Below are 17,496 nucleotides of genomic sequence, written 5' to 3'. Positions count from 1 at the left end.
GAGACCGCAGGAATATGGAATTTGATGGAGAATTCGAGTTAGACGGCGTACCACCCGAGAAAGCCTGGATCGTCCTGTCCGATCCGATGGCCGTCCGCGATTCGCTGAAGGGGTGTCAGTATATCACCCCGATGGACGACGACTTCAACTTCGACGAGTACGAGGCCGAAGAAGACGTCGAGATGCTTCCGGATGCGGATCCGGAGGTCGTCGCCGACCGGGCGTTCGTCGCCGGCCAGAAGTACGCGGCGCTGATGCAGGTCGGCGTCGGGAGCGTGAAACCTCGATTCGAGACGACAGTCACGATCGACGAACGTGACGACGAGGGGTTCGAGATGCTCGCCTCCGGCGGTGGCGACGCGTCCGGCAGTAGTTTCAGTATGAACTCGGGGATGAAGATCCACGAACTCGACGGCGGCGAGGGGTCGCGGATCGAGTGGTGGACGGAAGCCGACATTTCGGGGCGGATCGCCCAACTCGGATCGCGCGTCATCAACCCGGTCGCCAACAAGATCGTGAACAACTTCTTCGGAAGCATCGAGCAGCAGATGACAGACGTCGACGAGGAGACCAACACCGGCGTCACCGACAGACTCCGTAATATGCTATGAAAGCTGCACCGTTCGAACACCACGAGCCGACGTCACTCAGCAAGGCGGTGAGCCTGCTGGAGAGTCTCGACAACCCGACGATCCTCGCAGGCGGGCAGAGTCTGGTCCCGATGCTTCGGTTCCGACTCGCCCGCCCGGACACCGTCGTCGACATCAACGGCATCGACGAACTGGACTACCTCGACGAATCCGACGGCTACCTCAAGATCGGCGCGCTCGCGCGCCACGCCGACATCGAGGAGTCAGACGTCGTCACAGAGGACTACGGGAGCTTCGCCGACGCGGCACCGCTCGTCGCCGACCCACAGATCAGAAACCGCGGGACGATCGTCGGGTCCATCGCGCAGGCCGACCCGAAGGGCGATTGGGGGTCGGTCCTCATCGCCCACGACGGCGAGGTCGTCGCCGAAGGCCCTGAGGGAGAACGCGTCATCCCGGTCGACGAACTGTTCTTGCTCCCCTACGACACCTCGCTCGACGAGAACGAACTCATCACGGAGGCGCGCCTGCCGACCCCAGCCGAGCGAGAGGGGAGCGCCTATCACAAACTGAAGCGCAAGACCGGCGACTACGCGATGGCCGGCGTCGCGGCCCGGTTGCGCTTCGACGACGACGGCACCATCGCGGACGCCGGAATCGGGATGACGGCCGTCGACATCACGAACGCACGCGCAGCAGACGCAGAAGCGCATCTGGAGGGCGAGCGCCCGAGCGCCGAACTGTTCCAGAAAGCGGGCGAACTCGCCGCCGAACAGTCGAACCCCGAGTCCGACGAGCACGGCGACGCGTCGTACAAAGAGCGGATGGTAAACGTACTGACCCAGCGGGCGCTCGGTGACGCCGCCGAGCGTGCGGGGGTCGTCAAACGGAGGGCAACACCGTGACGGACCAACGAGAGATCACACTGACGGTCAACGGCACCGAACGAACCATCGAGGTCGAACCGCGGCGACTGCTCGTCCACGCGATCCGCGAGGATCTGGATATGACGGGCACCCACATCGGCTGCGACACCGGCAACTGTGGGGCCTGCACTGTTCTGCGTGACGGCGAGCCGATCAAGTCCTGTATGATGTTCGCCACACAGGCCGACGGCAGCGAGATTATGACCGTCGAAGGGATGGAGGAGCTCCCCGCGGCGGGCGAGGACCTCCACCCGCTGCAGGAGGGCTTCCACAAGGAGCACGGCCTGCAGTGTGGCTACTGCACGCCCGGAATGTTGATGTCGGGGAAAGCGCTCCTCGACGAGAACCCAGACCCCGACGAGGCCGAGATCCGCGACGCGATCAGCGGTAACCTCTGTCGGTGCACCGGCTATCAGAACATCGTCAGTTCGATCGAGTACGCCGCCGAGAAACTCGACGAACAGGCGGCGGCCGACGGCGGGGTCGTCACGGAAGGCGCCGACGGTGGAGTCGTCGCCGAGGGCGGCGACGGCGACGGATTCGACTGCGGCGTCGAGAACTGCTGTGGCGGCCCATCGGGGGAGACGCCGACGCCCCACGTCGAGGGCGCGGATCCGCAGTTCGACGACGTCACCCAGGGAAGTGAGAGCGAATGAGCAGTGACTCGGAGTTCACGACCGAACCGAAGGAGTACCAACACGACGACGACGGCGGCCCCCAACCGGAGAAGCACTGCGGCCACGGGCGCGGCGGGATGGGCGAGGAAGTCGCCCGCAAAGAGGACAAGCGGTTCATCACCGGCCGCGGCAACTACGTCGACGACATCAAGAAACCGGGGATGCTCCACTGTGAGATCGTTCGGAGTCCCCACGCCCACGCCCGCGTCGAGAACATCGACGGCTCCCGGGCGATGGACCTCGACGGCGTCGTGGCCGTACTGACGGCCGACGATCTGCTCGAACACGACCTGGCGACGATGCCGACGCTGATGGACGACACCCAGGACGTGCTCGTCAACGAGAAGGTGAAGTTCCAGTCCCAGGAGGTCGCCGCCGTCATCGCCGAGGACCGCTACACGGCGAAGGACGGGGCCGAGAAGGTCAAAGTCGACTACGAGGTGCTCGACCCCGTCGTCGACGCCGCGGAGGCACTCGAAGACGACGCTCCGCTCATCCGCGAGGAACTCGACGACCAGGAAGACAACCACATCTTCGACTGGGACACCGGCGACAAGGAGGCGACCGAGGAGGCCTTCGCGGAGGCCGACGTCACCGTCACAGAGCAGATGGAGTACCAGCGGCTCCACCCGGCCCCGATCGAGACCTGCGGGGCCGTCGCCGACTGGGACCCCGGCAACGACAAGATGACGGTGCATATGACGTCGCAGGCGCCGCACGCCCACCGAACCCTGTTCTCGCAGGTGTCGGGCATCCCCGAACACAAGGTCCGCATCGTGAGCCCGGACGTCGGCGGTGGCTTCGGGAACAAGGTGCCGATCTACCCGGGCTACGTCGTCGCGGCCGCCGCGTCCTACGTCCTCGAACGGCCCGTGAAGTGGATCGAAGAGCGTTCTGAGAACATTCAGACGACGGGATTCGCCCGCGACTACGATATGACGGGCGAGATCGCCGCCACCGAGGACGGCGTGATCCAGGGCGTGAAGGTCGACGTGCTCGCGAACCACGGCGCGTACAACGCGGCCGCCCAGCCCTCGAAGTTCCCGGCTGGGTTCTTCAACATCTTCACCGGCTCGTACGACATCGAGGCGGCCTACGGGTCGCTGACCGGCGTGTTCACGAACACCGCACCGGGCGGCGTCGCCTACCGGTGTTCGTTCCGCGTCACCGAGGCCGTCTACCTGATCGAGCGAATGGTGAAAGTGCTCGCGGACGAACTCGGCGTCGACCCCGCCGAGATCCGCCGCCGCAACTTCATTCCGTCCGACGCGTTCCCCTACGAGAGCGCGACCGGTTGGAACTACGACTCCGGGGACTACGAGAAGGCTCTCGACAAGGCCCTCGAGATGGCCGACTACGAGTCCTACCGCGAGGAACAAAAGCGCCGGATCGAGGAGGACGCCGACAAACTGCTGGGGATCGGCATCTCCTCGTTCACCGAAATCGTCGGTGCAGGGCCGGGCAAGCAGTGCGACATCGCCGGCATCGAGATGTTCGACTCCGCGGACCTCCGCGTGAACCCGACCGGCAACGCCGTCTTGCGGGTCGGCGTCCAGACCCAGGGCCAGGGTCACGAGACGACCTTCGCACAGATCGTCGCCGAGGAACTCGGGATGGACGTCGACAACATCGTCGTCGAACACGGCGACACCGACACCGAGCCGTACGGGCTCGGGACCTACGGCTCTCGATCGACGCCCGTTGCAGGCGCCGCGGCCGCCGTCGCCGCCCGGAAGGTCCGGGACAAAGCGAAGTCGATCGCCGCCAACGAACTCGAAGCGGCCGAGGAAGACATCCAGTGGGACCGCCAGTCCGGCGAGTTCCACGTCGCCGGCGCACCCGACCGCTCGATCACCATCACGGAGATCGCCGCGGGGGCGTATATGAACCACCCCGGCAGCGAAGAACCGGGGCTCGAGGCGACGAACTACTACGATCCGCCGGAGATGACGTACCCGTTCGGATCGTACATCGTCGTCGTCGAGGTCGACCGCGAGACCGGCGAAGTCGACTTCGAGAAGTTCGTCGCCGTCGACGACTGCGGCAACCGAATCAACCCGATGATCATCGAGGGCCAGATCCACGGCGGCCTCGCGCAGGGCATCGGGACGGCGATGCTGGAACACGTCACCTACGACGACAACGGGAACGTCACCGGCGGGGACTTCATGAACTACCTGCTGCCGACGGCCAACGAGATCCCCAACTTCGAGACGGGACACACCGTCACGCCGTCGCCGCACCACCCGATCGGCGCGAAAGGCGTCGGTGAGTCGCCCACGGTCGGGTCGCCGCCGGCGATCGTCAACGCAGTAGTCGACGCGATGTCGCACGCGAGCGTCACGCACGTCGAGATGCCGATGACGCCGGACCGAGTATGGGAGTCGCTGAACGAGGCCGGCTTGGCCCTCGACCCGAGCCAGAACGTCAGTTTCGACTTCGAGGGCGGACAGAGTGACGAACCAGCCGACGACTGAGACGGGCTGTCAGCGCGGCGGGGCGCTGCGGGGTCGCCGCCGCGAATCACACACCGACAGATGACACGGAACGAAAACGACCAGACAGGAGCGAACGACGAGGGCGCGCGCCCGGTCGACGTCACCGACGGCGACGTCGCCGAACTGGAAGCACAACTCACAGCGCGCGGGGAGACGTACGCTCGCGTGACGATCGTTCGCCGCGAGCCGCCGGTGTCGGCGAACGTCGGCGACCGCGCGGTCGTGACAGCCGACGGCGAGCTCCACGGCTGGATCGGCGGCGCGGCCTGCGCGCAGACGACGGCGATCAGCGAGTCGGCGGCCGCGATCGAGGACGGCGAGCCACGGCTGGTCGGCATCGCGCCCGACCCCGAGGAGATCGCCCGCCCGGGGCTCGAGGCCTTCCCGATGCACTGTCACAGCGAAGGCGTCCTCGAACTGTTCATCGAGCCGGTGAACACGACGCCCGATCTCCTCATCGTCGGCGACTCGCCCGTCGCCCGGTCGCTCGCTCGACTCGCGGCCGAACTCGCGGTCGACGTGACGGTCGTCGCTCCGGACGGAAGCGACGACGTCGGCGACGCGGCCGTCGTGACGGAGACCGATCCCGACGCGATCGTCGACGCCGTCGGCCACGCGCCGCTCGTCGTGGTCGCGTCGATGGGGAAGTACGACGCCCGCGGCGTCGCGGCCGGCGTCCGCGCGGGCGCACCGTACATCGGACTTGTCGCGAGCGACACGCGGCGTTCGGAGGTCGTCGAACGGGCCGCCGGCGTGCTCGACGTAGACCCCGAAACGGTCCGGGAATCGGTGACCAACCCCGCGGGCGTCGACATCGCGGCCTACACGCCGGCCGAGATCGCGGCGAGCATCCTGGCTCAGGTGGTCGACGCGCGATCGACGGCGGGCGGATCCGCCCGGGGCAGCGGAGCGCACACGACGGTCGAGACGGCCGAGACGGCCGAGAGAGCGGCCAGTGACGACGAGATGTCGACAGAGGGCTCGGCGTCGTCCGACGAACTCGCGACGGACCCAGTGTGCGGAATGACGGTCGAGCCAGCATCTGCACCCGCAGTCGAACACGACGGGACGACGTACTACTTCTGCTGTGAGGGCTGCGCCGACTCGTTCCAGAACGACCCCGCGTCGTATCTCGACGCCGCCGAGGGGTCAGTATGACCCGCGAAGCGTTCGCGTCGCTGTCGGAGTCGGACCTTCGAGAGCGGTTCGAGACCGCGGAGTACGTCGCCGACGACCGGACGGTCACGACGGTCCACCTCGCACTCACGCTCGGCCGGCCGCTGCTCGTCGAGGGGCCGCCCGGGAGCGGGAAGACCGAACTCGGGAAAGTGCTCGCGAGCGCGTTCGATACCGAACTCATCCGACTGCAGTGCTACGAGGGACTGACCGCCGAGAACGCGCTGTACGAGTGGAACTACACGAAGCAGTTGCTCGCGGTGCAGGCCAACGAGGGCACGGTCGCCGGCAGGTCCGGTACGGGACGCGACCACGAACAGTCCGTCTTCGACGAGGAGTACCTCCTCGAACGGCCGCTCCTGCGGGCGCTGACCGCGGAGGGTGAGACGCCGCCGGTGCTCTTAGTCGACGAGATCGACCGGGCCGACGAGGAGTTCGAGGCGTTCTTACTCGAACTGCTCTCGGACTTCCAGGTGTCGATCCCGGAGTTCGGCACCGTCAGCGCGGAGCAGCCGCCGATCGTGGTGCTCACGTCAAACCGCACCCGGGGACTCTCGGACGCGTTGAAGCGCCGCTGTCTGTACCTCCACGTCGAACCGCCGTCGTTCGAGGCCGAGTACGAGATCGTGCGCCGGAAAGTGCCCGAACTCGACGGGGCCGTCGCGGCCGAAGTCTGTGCCGTCGTCGACCGCCTGCGCGAGGAGGCGTTCCTCAAACAACCGGGTGTCGCCGAGACGCTCGATTGGGCGCGCGCCGTGGCGCAACTGCGACACGACGACGCGGACGCGCCGCTCTCGACCGACGAGATCGAGCGCACCCTCGGCTGTCTCATCAAAGAAGTCGAGGACCTCGATCGGATCGACGCCGAACTGCTCGAACAGTTGCAGACGGCCGCAGCGAGGGCTGAAGACCGTCTCGAAGCGTGAGCGATATGTACGGTGACAGTGATCCGGCGGGGGGCGGAGTGGGCGGGGGCGTCGGCACTGCCGCGAACCACGAACGCGAGGACGTCCCGGACTTCCGCGCGGCGCGGCGACACGTCCTGATCGAACTCCTTCGGTTCGCCGCCCAACTCCGGAACGACGGCGTCACCGTCCCGACGAGTGCGACGCTCCACGCGGCGCAGGCGCTGTCGGTCGTCGGGCTCGACGACCGAGCGCACGTGACGGACGCGTTGCGGGCGACGTTGCTCTCGGAACCGGCCGAGCGCGACGCCTTCGAGTCGGCGTTTCCGACCTTCTGGCATCGACTCCGGTCCGGCCTGAGCGCTGTCGCGACGGACCACGACGGGCCGACCGCCGGCAGCGACGACGACGAGCGCGAGGACGGACCGTCCCACGCCGACAGTCAAGCCGCCGAGGACCCCGGTGTACTCGAAGACGCAGACCCCCCGGATGTCGACGACTCGGGCGACGGGGACGTCGAGGTCCGCATCCCGACCGAGCGCCGTCACGTGACGGGAGACCGTCCGGCCGAAACTGGTGAGAGCGACGCCCGGCGCTACAGCGCCGTCGGCGGGCGGCAGCGAGTCGACATCGACACCGCGCAGTTGACCGAGTCCGAACTCACAGCTATCGACCGGTTCGTCGACGCGCTGTCGACGGTCCCGGGGCGTCGCCGCCGGCAGTCGACTACCGGCGACCGCGTGGAAGCCAGACGGGCGCTCCGGGCGAGTCTCTCGACCGGCGGCGCGCCGATCGACCTCCCCGAATCACGGCCGACGCCGAGTGAACTCCGGTGCTGTCTCCTCGTCGACGTGAGCGGGTCCGTCCTCGACACCGTCGACCGGAGCGTGCTGCTGGCGTTCGCCGATCGGCTGTACGACAGCGCGCGCGAGACCGACGTGTTCCTCTTCGACACCGAACTCGTCGACGTCACCGAACAGTTCGCTCGCGGCGGCGGCGACCCGGCGGCGGCGCTCCGCGAGGCCGAAGTCCAGTGGGGCGGCGGCACGCAGATCGGCGAGGCGTTCACGACGCTCCGCGCGCGACACCCCTACGCGGTCGACCGGCGAACGGTCGTCGTGGTCGTCAGCGATGGCCTCGACGTCGGCGACCCTGACACGCTGGCCGACGGGATTACGTGGCTGGCCCAGCGGGCCGGCGCGCTCGTCTGGTTCAACCCCCTCGCGGTCTCACCGGCGTTCGAACCGCAGTCGCGCGGAATGTCGACGAGCGTCCCCTACCTCGACGCCCTGTTCGGGTTCGCCGAACCCGCAGATCTCGCCGAGGCGGCGCGACAGATCGAACAGCGCGGACTGCACGGCCGGGTTGGCTACGAGTACGACCGCCGCCTCGTCGGGGCCGACTCTGGAGGTGGGTCGGCGTGACCGACCTCCTGGAAGCGGTCGCTGCACGGCTTCGCCCGCACCTCGCGACCCCGACAGTGGAGCGCATCACGGTGGGAGACGCGGCGATCCTCGTGGAAGTGCGGAACGAAGGCGTCGAGAGCGCGGGCGTCGCGCATCGGCCGGCCGGCGAGCCACCGATGACCGACGACCTGGACGTGGAATCGCTGCTGGCGGCGGCGACGGAGCACCGAGGCGCGAGCACGAACGGGCACAGTGCACGGGCAGTCGGGATCGCGGCGATGAACGCACTCTCGGCACCGCTCGTCGACTGGCGCACCGGCGATCCGATGGCGCTCCTGGCGGACGACGTCGAACGCATCACGACCGTCGGGCTGTTCACGCCGGCGTTCCGCAAGTTCGACGACGTGACGGTCCGCGTGATCGAGCGCGACCCAGTCGACGAAGTGGCCACCCCGGCGGGCGTCACCGTCCGCACGTTCACGCCGCCGGAGACGGACGCCGCGATGAGCGGCGCCGAAGTCGTCTTCGTGACCGGGTCGGCGTTCATCTACGGCGGGGTCGAACAGTACCTCGATGCGGCCCCCCCGGACGCCACCGTCGTCGTGATCGGTGCCACCGCGTCGTTCCTCCCGGAACCGCTGTTCGATGCGGGCGTCGACGTCGTCGCCGGCGCGTTCGTGAGCGACTGCGACGCGGTTCGCGCGGCGATCCAGCGCGGCGACTGCGGGACGGACCTCCACGACGCCGGCCTGCAGAAGGTGTATGCGGCTGTCGACCGGCCCGCGGGTGTCCGACTCGACGAGACAAACGGTTCAGAAACAACGAATCTATGACACAGAACGACTGGAGTGTTCCCGAAACGGAGGTAGTACAGCAGATCCGTGACCGACTCGACGCCGAGCGAACCGACGTGTTGGCGACGATCGTCGACGTAGAGGGGAACGCCTACCGACGACCCGGCGCGAAGATGCTGCTCGACGAGGGCGGCACGGGCGTCGGCAGCATCACTGCCGGCTGTCTCGAAGACGAACTCGTTACGGTAGGTGCGGAGGTCCGTGAGACTGGCCGCCCGGAACTCGTGACCTACGATCTGATGGAGGACGACGAAGACGACGTGTGGGGGCTGGGTGTCGGTTGCAACGGCGTCATCGAAGTACTGGTAGAACCGCTGACGGAGACGTATCGACCGGCCGTCGAGTCGTTCTTCGCCGGCCGGGACGTCGGCGTCGTGACCGTGCTCGACGCCGATGGACCGTTCGAGCGCGGCGACCGCGCCTACTACCACCCCGAGACGGGGGCGCTACAGTTGCCGACGGGAGCGGAAGCGACAGAGTGGCCGACCGACGCGCTCGCCGGTCCCGCCGGCGAACTGGCGACGCGAGGGAAGGCCGACACCGTCACGTTCGAGACCGACGCGGGCGAACTGACAGTGTTCATCGACGGCCTCGCGGCCCCCTCGGAACTGGTCGTCTTCGGGACGGGCCACGACGTGGGGCCGGTGACGGAGTTCGCGGCGAAGAACGACTTCCGCGTCACCGTCGTCGGCTTCCGAGGGGCGGTCGACCTCGAGGATCGGTTTCCAGCAGCCGACCGCGCCGTGACGACCTCGCCGGCCACCATCGCGGACGACCTCGCTCTCGACGACCGTACGTACGCGGTCGTGATGACGCACAACTTCGTCGACGATCGGCTGGCGATCGAAGCGCTCCTCGACGCCGGCGTCGCGTACGTCGGGGTGATGGGTCCCCGCGAACGGTTCGAGGAGATGCTAGGCGCCTTCGCGGACGACGGCCGGGAGTTCGCAGACGACGAGCTCTCGTCGCTGTACACGCCGGTCGGTCTCGATTTAGGCGGCGGCTCGCCGTATCAGATCGCACACAGCATCGTGGCAGAAGTGCTGGCCGTCTCGAACGGCCGGACGCCACGACACCTCAAATCGCGCGAGGAGCCGATTCACGAGCGCGTCGACGTCGGCACCGATGTCGACGCGCCGGCACAGTAACCGGGCTTACATGTAGCCGAGGTCGCGGAGTCGCTCCATCAGGTCCTCTTTGTCCTGGGCGCGACCCGCGCGCTCGGTCGTGTTCTCCATATCCTGGAGCCACGCCGGTTCCTCGGTCGTCTTGTCCGTCGAGACCTCGCTGCCGAGTGAACGGAAGCCGGCGAAGTACTTCGGCGAGACCGGGATGTCGTCCATCGTGAGGCCGTTCGGCAGGTCGTCTGCGCTCTCGGGGACGTAGCCCTCGTCGGGGTAGCCCTCGACGGTGTCCGGAACCACGAAGTTCCAGAACGCCTCCCAGACGGACGCCTCGTCGAACTGGAGGATGGGCTGAATACGGTCGTGCGGCGGGTAGATGTCCGGATCGTGACGCGGCGAGAAGAACGTCTCGTCGGCACGGGCCTCCTGTTCGTCCCAGCGGACGCCGGAGATGACGCCGTCGACGTCGTACTCTTCGAGCGCGTCGTTGAGCGCGACAGTCTTCAGCAGGTGGTTGCCGACGTAGGTGTCGAGCAGGAAGGGGAAGGTGTCCTCCTCGTATTCGAGCAGGTCGCGGACGTGGTGTTGGTTGTGTTCGGAGAGTTCAGAGATCTCGATGTCGTCGCCGGGTTCGAGGTCGTGTTCCTCGACGTACGCGCCGACGTCCTCGTTGCGAGCGTAGACCACGTCGAGGTCCCACTCCTCAGCCCAGTGGTCCACGAAGTCGTGGATCTCGTCGAAGTGCTGGAAGTGATCGATGAAGACCGCCGGCGGCGTCTCCAGGTCGTACTTCTCGGCGACCTCCTTGATGAAGTACAGCGTGAGCGTCGAGTCCTTGCCACCGGTCCACATCACGGCCGGCGTCTCGTACTGTTCGAGGCCCTGCTTCGTGACCTCGATTGCCTTCTCGATTTTGTCCTGAATCGTCGGATAGTCCGCGGGCGTCTCACCTTCGCCGTCGGTGTAGTCCACGTCGAGGTAGTCGGGGAACGCGTCTGACATCGTGTAATTACATCTAATTAGAACCGCTAAATGCTTTTTGACATCGGAACCCTCTTGATCGACGGTGGGGTCGCCCTCGCGACATCGGCACACCGCAGTTCGTAGCGACCGAAACAACTGCCAAGCGCGGAACCGCACGCCACCTCGACTCCAAAGAACTTTGCCCTCACGTCGGAGAGACGGCGACGATGAGCACCACACCGACGGTCTACGTGACGCGTGAAATTCCGGGTTCCGGGGTCGAGCGCCTCCGTGAGCAGTACGAGGTCGTCGTCTGGGACGGAACGCTCCCCCCAGAGAAGACACACATCGAATCGAAGCTCCGCGAACTCGACGCCGAAGCGCTCGTCTGTATGGTTTCCGACGAGATCGACGCCGACGTACTGGACGCCTCCCCCGACCTCGCCGTCGTCAGCGCGTTCTCCGTCGGGTACGACCACATCGACGTGGAGGCGGCCGCCGAGCGCGACATCGCCGTCGGGCATACCCCGGGCGTGCTGACAGAGACGACGGCCGATCTCGCCTGGGCGCTCCTGATGGCTGCCGCCCGACGGACTGTCGAGGCCCACGAGTACGTGGCGGCGGACGAGTGGGAGGCCTGGGATCCGACACTGCTGATGGGTACGGACGTTCACGACGCCACGCTCGGAATCGTCGGCCTCGGGAGCATCGGATTCGCCACGGCCCGCCGCGCGGCCGGATTCGGGATGGACGTCCTGTACACTGGGCGAAATCCCAAGCCCGAACGGGAGGACGAACTCGCCGAGATCGGCGTCGGCGCCACGTACGTCGAACTCGACGCGCTGCTCGGCGACAGCGACTTCGTCTCGCTGCACGTCCCGCTCCTCGACGAGACGGAGGGGCTTATCGGCGAACCGGAACTCCGACAGATGTCCGAAGATTCGGTCCTCGTCAACACGGCACGCGGCGAGATCGTCGACACCGACGCGCTCGACACCGCACTCGAAGAGGGGTGGATCGGCCGCGCGGGGCTCGATGTGACTGACCCGGAGCCACTCCCGGCGGACCACGATCTGATGCGGCACGCGCCGGAACAGCTGGTCGTGACACCCCACATCGGGAGTTCGAGTATCGAGACCCGAAGTCGGGTCGCCGAGATGGCGGCCGCGAACGTCGAAGCCGGCATCGGCGGCGAGGAACTCCCGAACTCCGCGCTTCGCGACGCTGGACTGGAATAGCCAGTACGGGAACCTCGCTCCGCGGCGCGCTCACGCCGGGACGAGGAGAACGCGGAGGTCGTTGACGTTGGTGCCGGTCTGTCCAGTTCGCACGAGCGCCCCGCGCTCGCCGAGGTAGTCGTGGACGTCGTTTGCGGCCAGCAGTGAGCGCGCACGCTGGACGTCGTCGACCGTGTTCGAGTCGACGACGGCGCCAGCAGCGTCGGTCGGGCCGTCGATCCCGTCGGTGTCGACGGCGGCCAGTACCGCCTCGGCGCCGTCGGCGCTTGCGAGTTCGATCGTGGCGCTGAGTGCGAACTCCTGATTCGGACCGCCGGAACCGTCGCCCGCGACCGTGACGGTCGTCTCCCCGCCGGAGAGGACCGCCGCGGGCGCAGTCGCAGGATTGCCGCTCCGCCGGATCTCCTCGGCGATCGCGACGTGCGTCTTCGCGGCCTCGCGGGCCTCGCCGCGAACGGACGACGAGAGCACGAGCGTCTCGAACCCCGCCTCGCGGCAGACGTCACGTGCGGCCGCGATCGCGGTGCAGTTGTCCGCGACGACGTGGATCGACGTGTGCTCGAACGCGGGGTCGTCAGCCCCTGGCGTTTCCGGGACGTCGCCCTCGACGCCTCGCTGGAGGTGGCGACTGACGGACGCCGGGGCGTCGACGCCGTACTCCGAGAGCGTGGCGATCGCGTCGGCATAGGTGGTTTTATCCGGCGAGAGCGGCCCGCTGGCGACGACAGAGGGGTCGCCGGAGGTGACGTCGCTGAAGATGAGGCCGACAGTCGTCGCCGGCGCGAGGGCGCGAGCCAACTGGCCGCCTTTCAGCACCGAGACGTGCTTCCGAACGCTGTTGATCCGATCGATCGGCGCACCCGACTGGAGAAGTTCTTCGGTGAGCATCTGGAGGTCTGCGAGCGGGACGCTGTCGGCCGGTGCCGAGAGGAGGGCGCTGCCGCCGCCAGTCACGGCGACGAGTGCGAGCGTCTTCGCACCGGCCTCGCGCGCCCGTTCGAGAACGCGGCGCGTACCCTCGGCGTTGGCGTCGCTCGGGACGGGATGGGTGCCGACGACGATCTCGACCGGGTCGGCGGGCGCCGGATCGTCCGTAACGACGACACCACCGGTGAGATGCCCGTCGAGGCGGCCTGCGAGGTGGCTCGCGACCGTGCCAGCGGCGTTGCCGCCGCCCAAGACGATCACGTCGTCGTACGCCGTGAGATCGTACGTTCGATCGTCGATCCGGAGTCGGTCCCCGTCGACAGTGACCGTCTCTCGGAGGACCCTCTCCGGGTGGGCCGCATCGATTCCGGCACGCACGGCTTCGAGCGCTGTGTCGGCAGTCGTCGGCGAATTGCGATCGGCGGAGTCGGTCATACCTGTATTCGAGGTAAGAGGTACATAAGATCGGTTGCCACTCCGTGGGGTCTCCCAACGTGACCGACGACGACCACTTCGGTTGATGAGCAAACTTATAACGAGCAGGGTGCTACTCCGTGACATGAAGATCGACGACTTCGCCCTCGCAGCTACGACAAACGACCTCACACGGGAGACGGAGGCTCGGGGGGCTGCGGACATCGTCGAGTTCCGGATCGACAAGGCCGAAAAGCCGATCGAACAGTTAGAGGCATACGACGGCGAACTACCGATCATCGCGACGAACCGAAACCAGTGGTTCGGCGGCAAAGCCGAGGACACCGGACGCTTGGATACGCTCTTTGCTGCATCCCGATTCGACTCGGTCGCGTACGTCGACATCGAACTGGAGACGGCTCGCGCGAAAGAGTGGATCTTAGAGGAGTTCCGCCAGAACGACGTTCGTCTCATTATCTCGCATCACGACTTCGAGACGACGCCGGACGGGGACGTCCTGACCGCGATCTTCGATCAGTGTGCTGGCTACGGTGACATCGCGAAGGTCGCAACGTATCCGAAAGACCTCTCGGATACGCTCACGCTGCTTTCGGCGCTGCACGAGGCCACCGAGTCCGGTCTCGACGCCGCCGGGATCGCGATGGGCGAGATCGGGAGCCACACCCGCGTCGTCGGTCACATTTACGGCTCGAAGTTAGGCTACGCGCCGCTGCTGTCGGACGACAGCGAGTACGCACCGGGCCAGATTCCGCTGGGCAAACTCGCCGCCCTCATCGAGGCGACGAGGATCGATGGGACGAAGCTAGAACGCATCGAGGCCATAGAGGACGACGTGACCGTCCCGTCCGAGCTCACGCTCCCGAACTGACCGACGCGCATTTTTTCCGGTTCTGAGGATCTGAACGGCTGTTTCGCTCCGGTCACTCGTGGCGCTCAGACGCTCGCACTCGTCGGGAGCGGCTCGACCAGCCGCAGCTCCTTCTCCTCGGCGATGGAGCGGAGCTTTTCGAGGACCTCCTCGGTTGCGCCCCGTTCGGTAGCGATGTCGATGCGCGCGCTGGAGACGTCGGCCGTGCCTTCCGGTGCCGCAAGCGAGAGGTCCGTTACCGTCGCGTTCGTCGCCTCCTGAATCCGCGAGAGGGTATCCGAGAGGCCGGTGTCGATGAGGTGTCCCGACAGCACGACAGTAAGTCCCTCACTGTATCGTTCGGTCCCCGCTTGGACGACGTTGATGCCAGCGTCACGGAGGCCGTCGATGATCTTCTCGAAGCGATCCGGCGTCGCTTCGATGTCGACCTCGACGGGAATGTGTCCACGTGGGGTGACGTTGCCCCGCTCGTGGAAGATCGACAGCAGATTCCCGCCGTTCTCGGCGATCGGGCCGAGCGAGCGGAGGAGTTCGCCCGGTTCGTCGACCAGCTCCAGACGGAGCGTGTACGCACGGATGTCCGTCTGTGCGTCACTCATCGTTCGACCACCGTCCGTTCGTTGCGTGCATTACCTGAAATCCAGCCCCGGAGCGGAAATAAGTATACTGCCGAACGCAGTCGCCGGACGCGGTCAGTGCTCGGACCGGTTTCGGGAACTCGATTTGAACTCACCAGCCGAACCTCACAAACGATTATGAGGATGTGTACCAATGCACGTACCGACTTCTATGTCAGACCGTACCCTAGAAGACGCACTCCAAGCCGCCGAGAGCCCGGTCGATCTCCTCCGTGACCTCGGTCTCGGACAGTTCACGAAACTCCCGGACGAGTTCACGCACTGGATCGAAGAACAGCGCGCGTGGCAGGAGAGCTGTGCGTTCGCCGACCAGTCGTATCACATGACGGACCTGCGGGTAGAGGGCACGGAGGCGATCGAACTGTACGCCGACTACGCCGTCAACGACTTCGAGCAGTTCGACGTCGGTCAGGCAAAACAGCTCGTCGTCGCCAACCCGGACGGCTACCTGATCGGCGATGCCATCCTGTTCCGTGAGGGCGAGTCGAACTTCCTCAGCGTTGGCGCGGCAGCGGCGCATCACTGGCTGCTGTATCAGTCTGAGACCGGCGAATACGACGTCGACGCGGAGATGCAGGGCCGCCCGGTCGCGACGGGACGGGACCCCGAGAACTTCCGCTATCAGGTGCAGGGGCCGGACGCCGTCGACGTGATGCGGGAGGCCATCGACGGGCCGCTCCCCGACCTGGGATTCTTCAGGTTCGAGGAGGTCACGATCGACGGCACCGAGGCGTTTCTCCTCCGGCACGGAATGGCCGGAGAAGCGGGCTTCGAGTTCTGGGGCGACTACGCGAACGGCGACGCCGTGAGAGAAGCCGTTCTCGATGCTGGCGAGGAGTACGGCATCCGGCGGCTCGGCTCGAAGAGCTATCAGAGCGCCAACGTGGTGCTCGGGTGGCTTCCGCTGCCGGTGCCGGCGATCTACTCGGGCGAGGAGATGCAGGAGTTCAGAGAGTGGCTCGACCTCCGCCAGGGCCTCATCTCGATCGGCGGGAGCTACGACGCCGCCGACATCGAGGACTACTACGTCACGCCCGTCGAAGTCGGGTACGGCCACATCGTCGATTTCGATCACGACTTCGTGGGGAAGGCGGCTCTCGAAGCGGAGATCGACCACCCCGACCGCGAGAAGGTGACGCTCGTCTGGAACGACGGGGACGTCGTCGACGTCTTCCACTCGCTGTTCCGCAACGGCGAGACGCAGAAATTTATGGATCTTCCGGTGCCGCGCTCCTCGGCGTGCCACTACGACGAGGTGCGGAAAGACGGTGAGATCGTCGGCGTCTCGAAGTGGATGAGCTACATCTACAACCACCGCGAGATGCTCTCGTTGGCGCTCGTCGACACTGAGCACAGCGATCCCGGGACCGAGGTGACGCTCACTTGGGGCGAGGCAGACGGAAGTGAAAACAGAGCCGTCGAACGCCACGAGCCGGCGGAGATCCGAGCGACCGTCGCACCGGCGCCGTACAAGCAGGACCGTCGCTGATACGGGAACGAAGCCCGAAGCCGTCGCTCGCGGAGCTCAGCATCGGGCGATCGGGAGTCGGTGAGAATCCGGCGGTGACCAGTCGCTGCGGACCGGTGGTGGATTTCAGTCGGAGATGAACTTGTTGTCGCGCCAGTTCACGCCGTTAGAACCGTTCTCGCTCTTCGAGGGGTTCTCGACGACCTCGATGCTCGCCGGGCGCTCTTCGCCTTCGACGATGCGGTGGGCCGTGAGTTCGCCATCGAGTTCGGTGATCGCGGTGAGCGTGCCCTTCTCAGCGAGCAGCGCGATTTCGCGCAGCACGAGGAACATCGGATACTGCAGCGCCGTGTTCTGAAGGACGGTTTCGCGGTCGCCCTTGAAACAGGCGAACTCGACGAGTTCGGAAGGGATCTCCTCTTCTTCTTCCTCCCAGCGCGGTGCGCCCGCGCGCGGCGGCTCTTCCTCGTAGACGCGGTTCTCTGTGATGCTGGCTTTCAACTGTGCCGTCGGGGTGTACTTGCTCAGATTGTCCTCGGCTGCGACGGCTTTGAGGATGAGCGTGTTGTTCCGACGGGTCACCTCGACGTCGTCGACCTCGGGCGGCAGTTCCGGGTCACCGTTCAGGTACTCTTCGACCTCTTCGAGGGGCAGTTCCAGTGTCGAGTGAAGTCGGTATACGCGGCCTGACATAGTTACTTTGGGTGGTACCCGTACGAACGGACGCGACGCGACGTCGGTACCTGTGTAGTGGTAGGTGCCGGGGCCTTATAGGGTCTACCCTTTGATTCGCGGCGGCGCCC

General features: G+C 66.4%; 16 protein-coding genes. 12 read left to right on the top strand and 4 right to left on the bottom strand.

Annotated features, from left to right (window positions below):
- Positions 1-14 precede the first annotated feature (14 nt).
- The 9 genes from D3D02_RS01445 to D3D02_RS01405 are packed head-to-tail and all read left to right on the top strand — an operon-like array spanning position 15 to position 10,180.
- Positions 15-611 (top strand): CoxG family protein, encoded by a 597-nt coding sequence (locus D3D02_RS01445; RefSeq protein ID WP_121568215.1) that lies wholly within the window; start codon positions 15-17, stop codon positions 609-611.
- The gene (locus D3D02_RS01440) at positions 608-1,495 is read left to right on the top strand and encodes a xanthine dehydrogenase family protein subunit M (RefSeq protein WP_121568214.1); all 888 of its coding nucleotides are present in this window, start codon (positions 608-610) and stop codon (positions 1,493-1,495) included. Before D3D02_RS01445 ends, D3D02_RS01440 begins: the two co-directional genes overlap by 4 nt.
- Positions 1,492-2,172, top strand: coding sequence for a (2Fe-2S)-binding protein (locus D3D02_RS01435; protein WP_121568213.1), 681 nt, complete (start codon positions 1,492-1,494; stop codon positions 2,170-2,172). Before D3D02_RS01440 ends, D3D02_RS01435 begins: the two co-directional genes overlap by 4 nt.
- Complete coding sequence (locus D3D02_RS01430) at positions 2,169-4,670, top strand: aerobic carbon-monoxide dehydrogenase large subunit (protein ID WP_121568212.1); 2,502 nt, start codon at positions 2,169-2,171, stop codon at positions 4,668-4,670. The genes D3D02_RS01435 and D3D02_RS01430 overlap by 4 nt, the downstream gene beginning before the upstream one ends.
- Positions 4,671-4,730: 60 nt before the next feature.
- Positions 4,731-5,849, top strand: coding sequence for an XdhC family protein (locus tag D3D02_RS01425; protein WP_121568211.1), 1,119 nt, complete (start codon positions 4,731-4,733; stop codon positions 5,847-5,849).
- On the top strand, positions 5,846-6,793 hold the full coding sequence (locus tag D3D02_RS01420) for a MoxR family ATPase (protein WP_121568210.1): 948 nt from the start codon (positions 5,846-5,848) through the stop codon (positions 6,791-6,793). Before D3D02_RS01425 ends, D3D02_RS01420 begins: the two co-directional genes overlap by 4 nt.
- A gap of 5 nt (positions 6,794-6,798) precedes the next feature.
- A complete protein-coding gene (locus D3D02_RS01415; RefSeq protein ID WP_121568209.1) occupies positions 6,799-8,196 on the top strand; it encodes a VWA domain-containing protein in 1,398 nt (465 codons plus the stop codon).
- The gene (locus D3D02_RS01410) at positions 8,193-9,011 is read left to right on the top strand and encodes a Rossmann-like domain-containing protein (RefSeq protein WP_121568208.1); all 819 of its coding nucleotides are present in this window, start codon (positions 8,193-8,195) and stop codon (positions 9,009-9,011) included. Before D3D02_RS01415 ends, D3D02_RS01410 begins: the two co-directional genes overlap by 4 nt.
- Positions 9,008-10,180 (top strand): XdhC family protein, encoded by a 1,173-nt coding sequence (locus D3D02_RS01405; protein WP_121568207.1) that lies wholly within the window; start codon positions 9,008-9,010, stop codon positions 10,178-10,180. The genes D3D02_RS01410 and D3D02_RS01405 overlap by 4 nt, the downstream gene beginning before the upstream one ends.
- A gap of 6 nt (positions 10,181-10,186) precedes the next feature.
- On the opposite strand, the gene D3D02_RS01400 is transcribed toward D3D02_RS01405, so the two are convergent.
- On the bottom strand, positions 10,187-11,158 hold the full coding sequence (locus D3D02_RS01400) for a phosphoadenosine phosphosulfate reductase family protein (protein WP_121568206.1): 972 nt from the start codon (positions 11,156-11,158) through the stop codon (positions 10,187-10,189).
- A 188-nt stretch (positions 11,159-11,346) separates the two neighbouring features.
- Here D3D02_RS01400 and D3D02_RS01395 point away from each other — a divergent pair, with 188 nt between their 5' ends.
- Positions 11,347-12,357 (top strand): D-glycerate dehydrogenase, encoded by a 1,011-nt coding sequence (locus D3D02_RS01395; RefSeq protein ID WP_121568205.1) that lies wholly within the window; start codon positions 11,347-11,349, stop codon positions 12,355-12,357.
- Between the two features lie 30 nt (positions 12,358-12,387).
- On the opposite strand, the gene D3D02_RS01390 is transcribed toward D3D02_RS01395, so the two are convergent.
- Positions 12,388-13,719: a glycerate kinase gene (locus D3D02_RS01390; protein WP_121568204.1), complete on the bottom strand. Its 1,332-nt coding sequence runs from the start codon at positions 13,717-13,719 to the stop codon at positions 12,388-12,390.
- Between the two features lie 124 nt (positions 13,720-13,843).
- On the opposite strand from D3D02_RS01390, the gene D3D02_RS01385 reads away from it, so the two are divergent.
- Positions 13,844-14,587, top strand: coding sequence for a type I 3-dehydroquinate dehydratase (locus tag D3D02_RS01385; RefSeq protein ID WP_121568203.1), 744 nt, complete (start codon positions 13,844-13,846; stop codon positions 14,585-14,587).
- A gap of 65 nt (positions 14,588-14,652) precedes the next feature.
- On the opposite strand, the gene D3D02_RS01380 is transcribed toward D3D02_RS01385, so the two are convergent.
- Positions 14,653-15,186, bottom strand: coding sequence for an amino acid-binding protein (locus D3D02_RS01380; protein ID WP_121568202.1), 534 nt, complete (start codon positions 15,184-15,186; stop codon positions 14,653-14,655).
- A gap of 190 nt (positions 15,187-15,376) precedes the next feature.
- On the opposite strand from D3D02_RS01380, the gene D3D02_RS01375 reads away from it, so the two are divergent.
- The gene (locus D3D02_RS01375; protein WP_121568201.1) at positions 15,377-16,714 is read left to right on the top strand and encodes an aminomethyltransferase family protein; all 1,338 of its coding nucleotides are present in this window, start codon (positions 15,377-15,379) and stop codon (positions 16,712-16,714) included.
- A 105-nt stretch (positions 16,715-16,819) separates the two neighbouring features.
- Here D3D02_RS01375 and D3D02_RS01370 read toward each other — a convergent pair whose 3' ends face one another.
- Positions 16,820-17,386, bottom strand: a complete 567-nt coding sequence (locus D3D02_RS01370) for a hypothetical protein (RefSeq protein WP_121568200.1) — start codon at positions 17,384-17,386, stop codon at positions 16,820-16,822.
- Positions 17,387-17,496 lie beyond the last annotated feature (110 nt).

Source organism: Halobellus sp. Atlit-38R (assembly GCF_003665925.1).
Lineage (GTDB): Archaea > Halobacteriota > Halobacteria > Halobacteriales > Haloferacaceae > Haloquadratum > Haloquadratum inordinatus.
The sequence above is the reverse complement of the archived record's forward strand: the minus strand, read 5'-3'. Positions and strand labels throughout refer to the sequence as shown.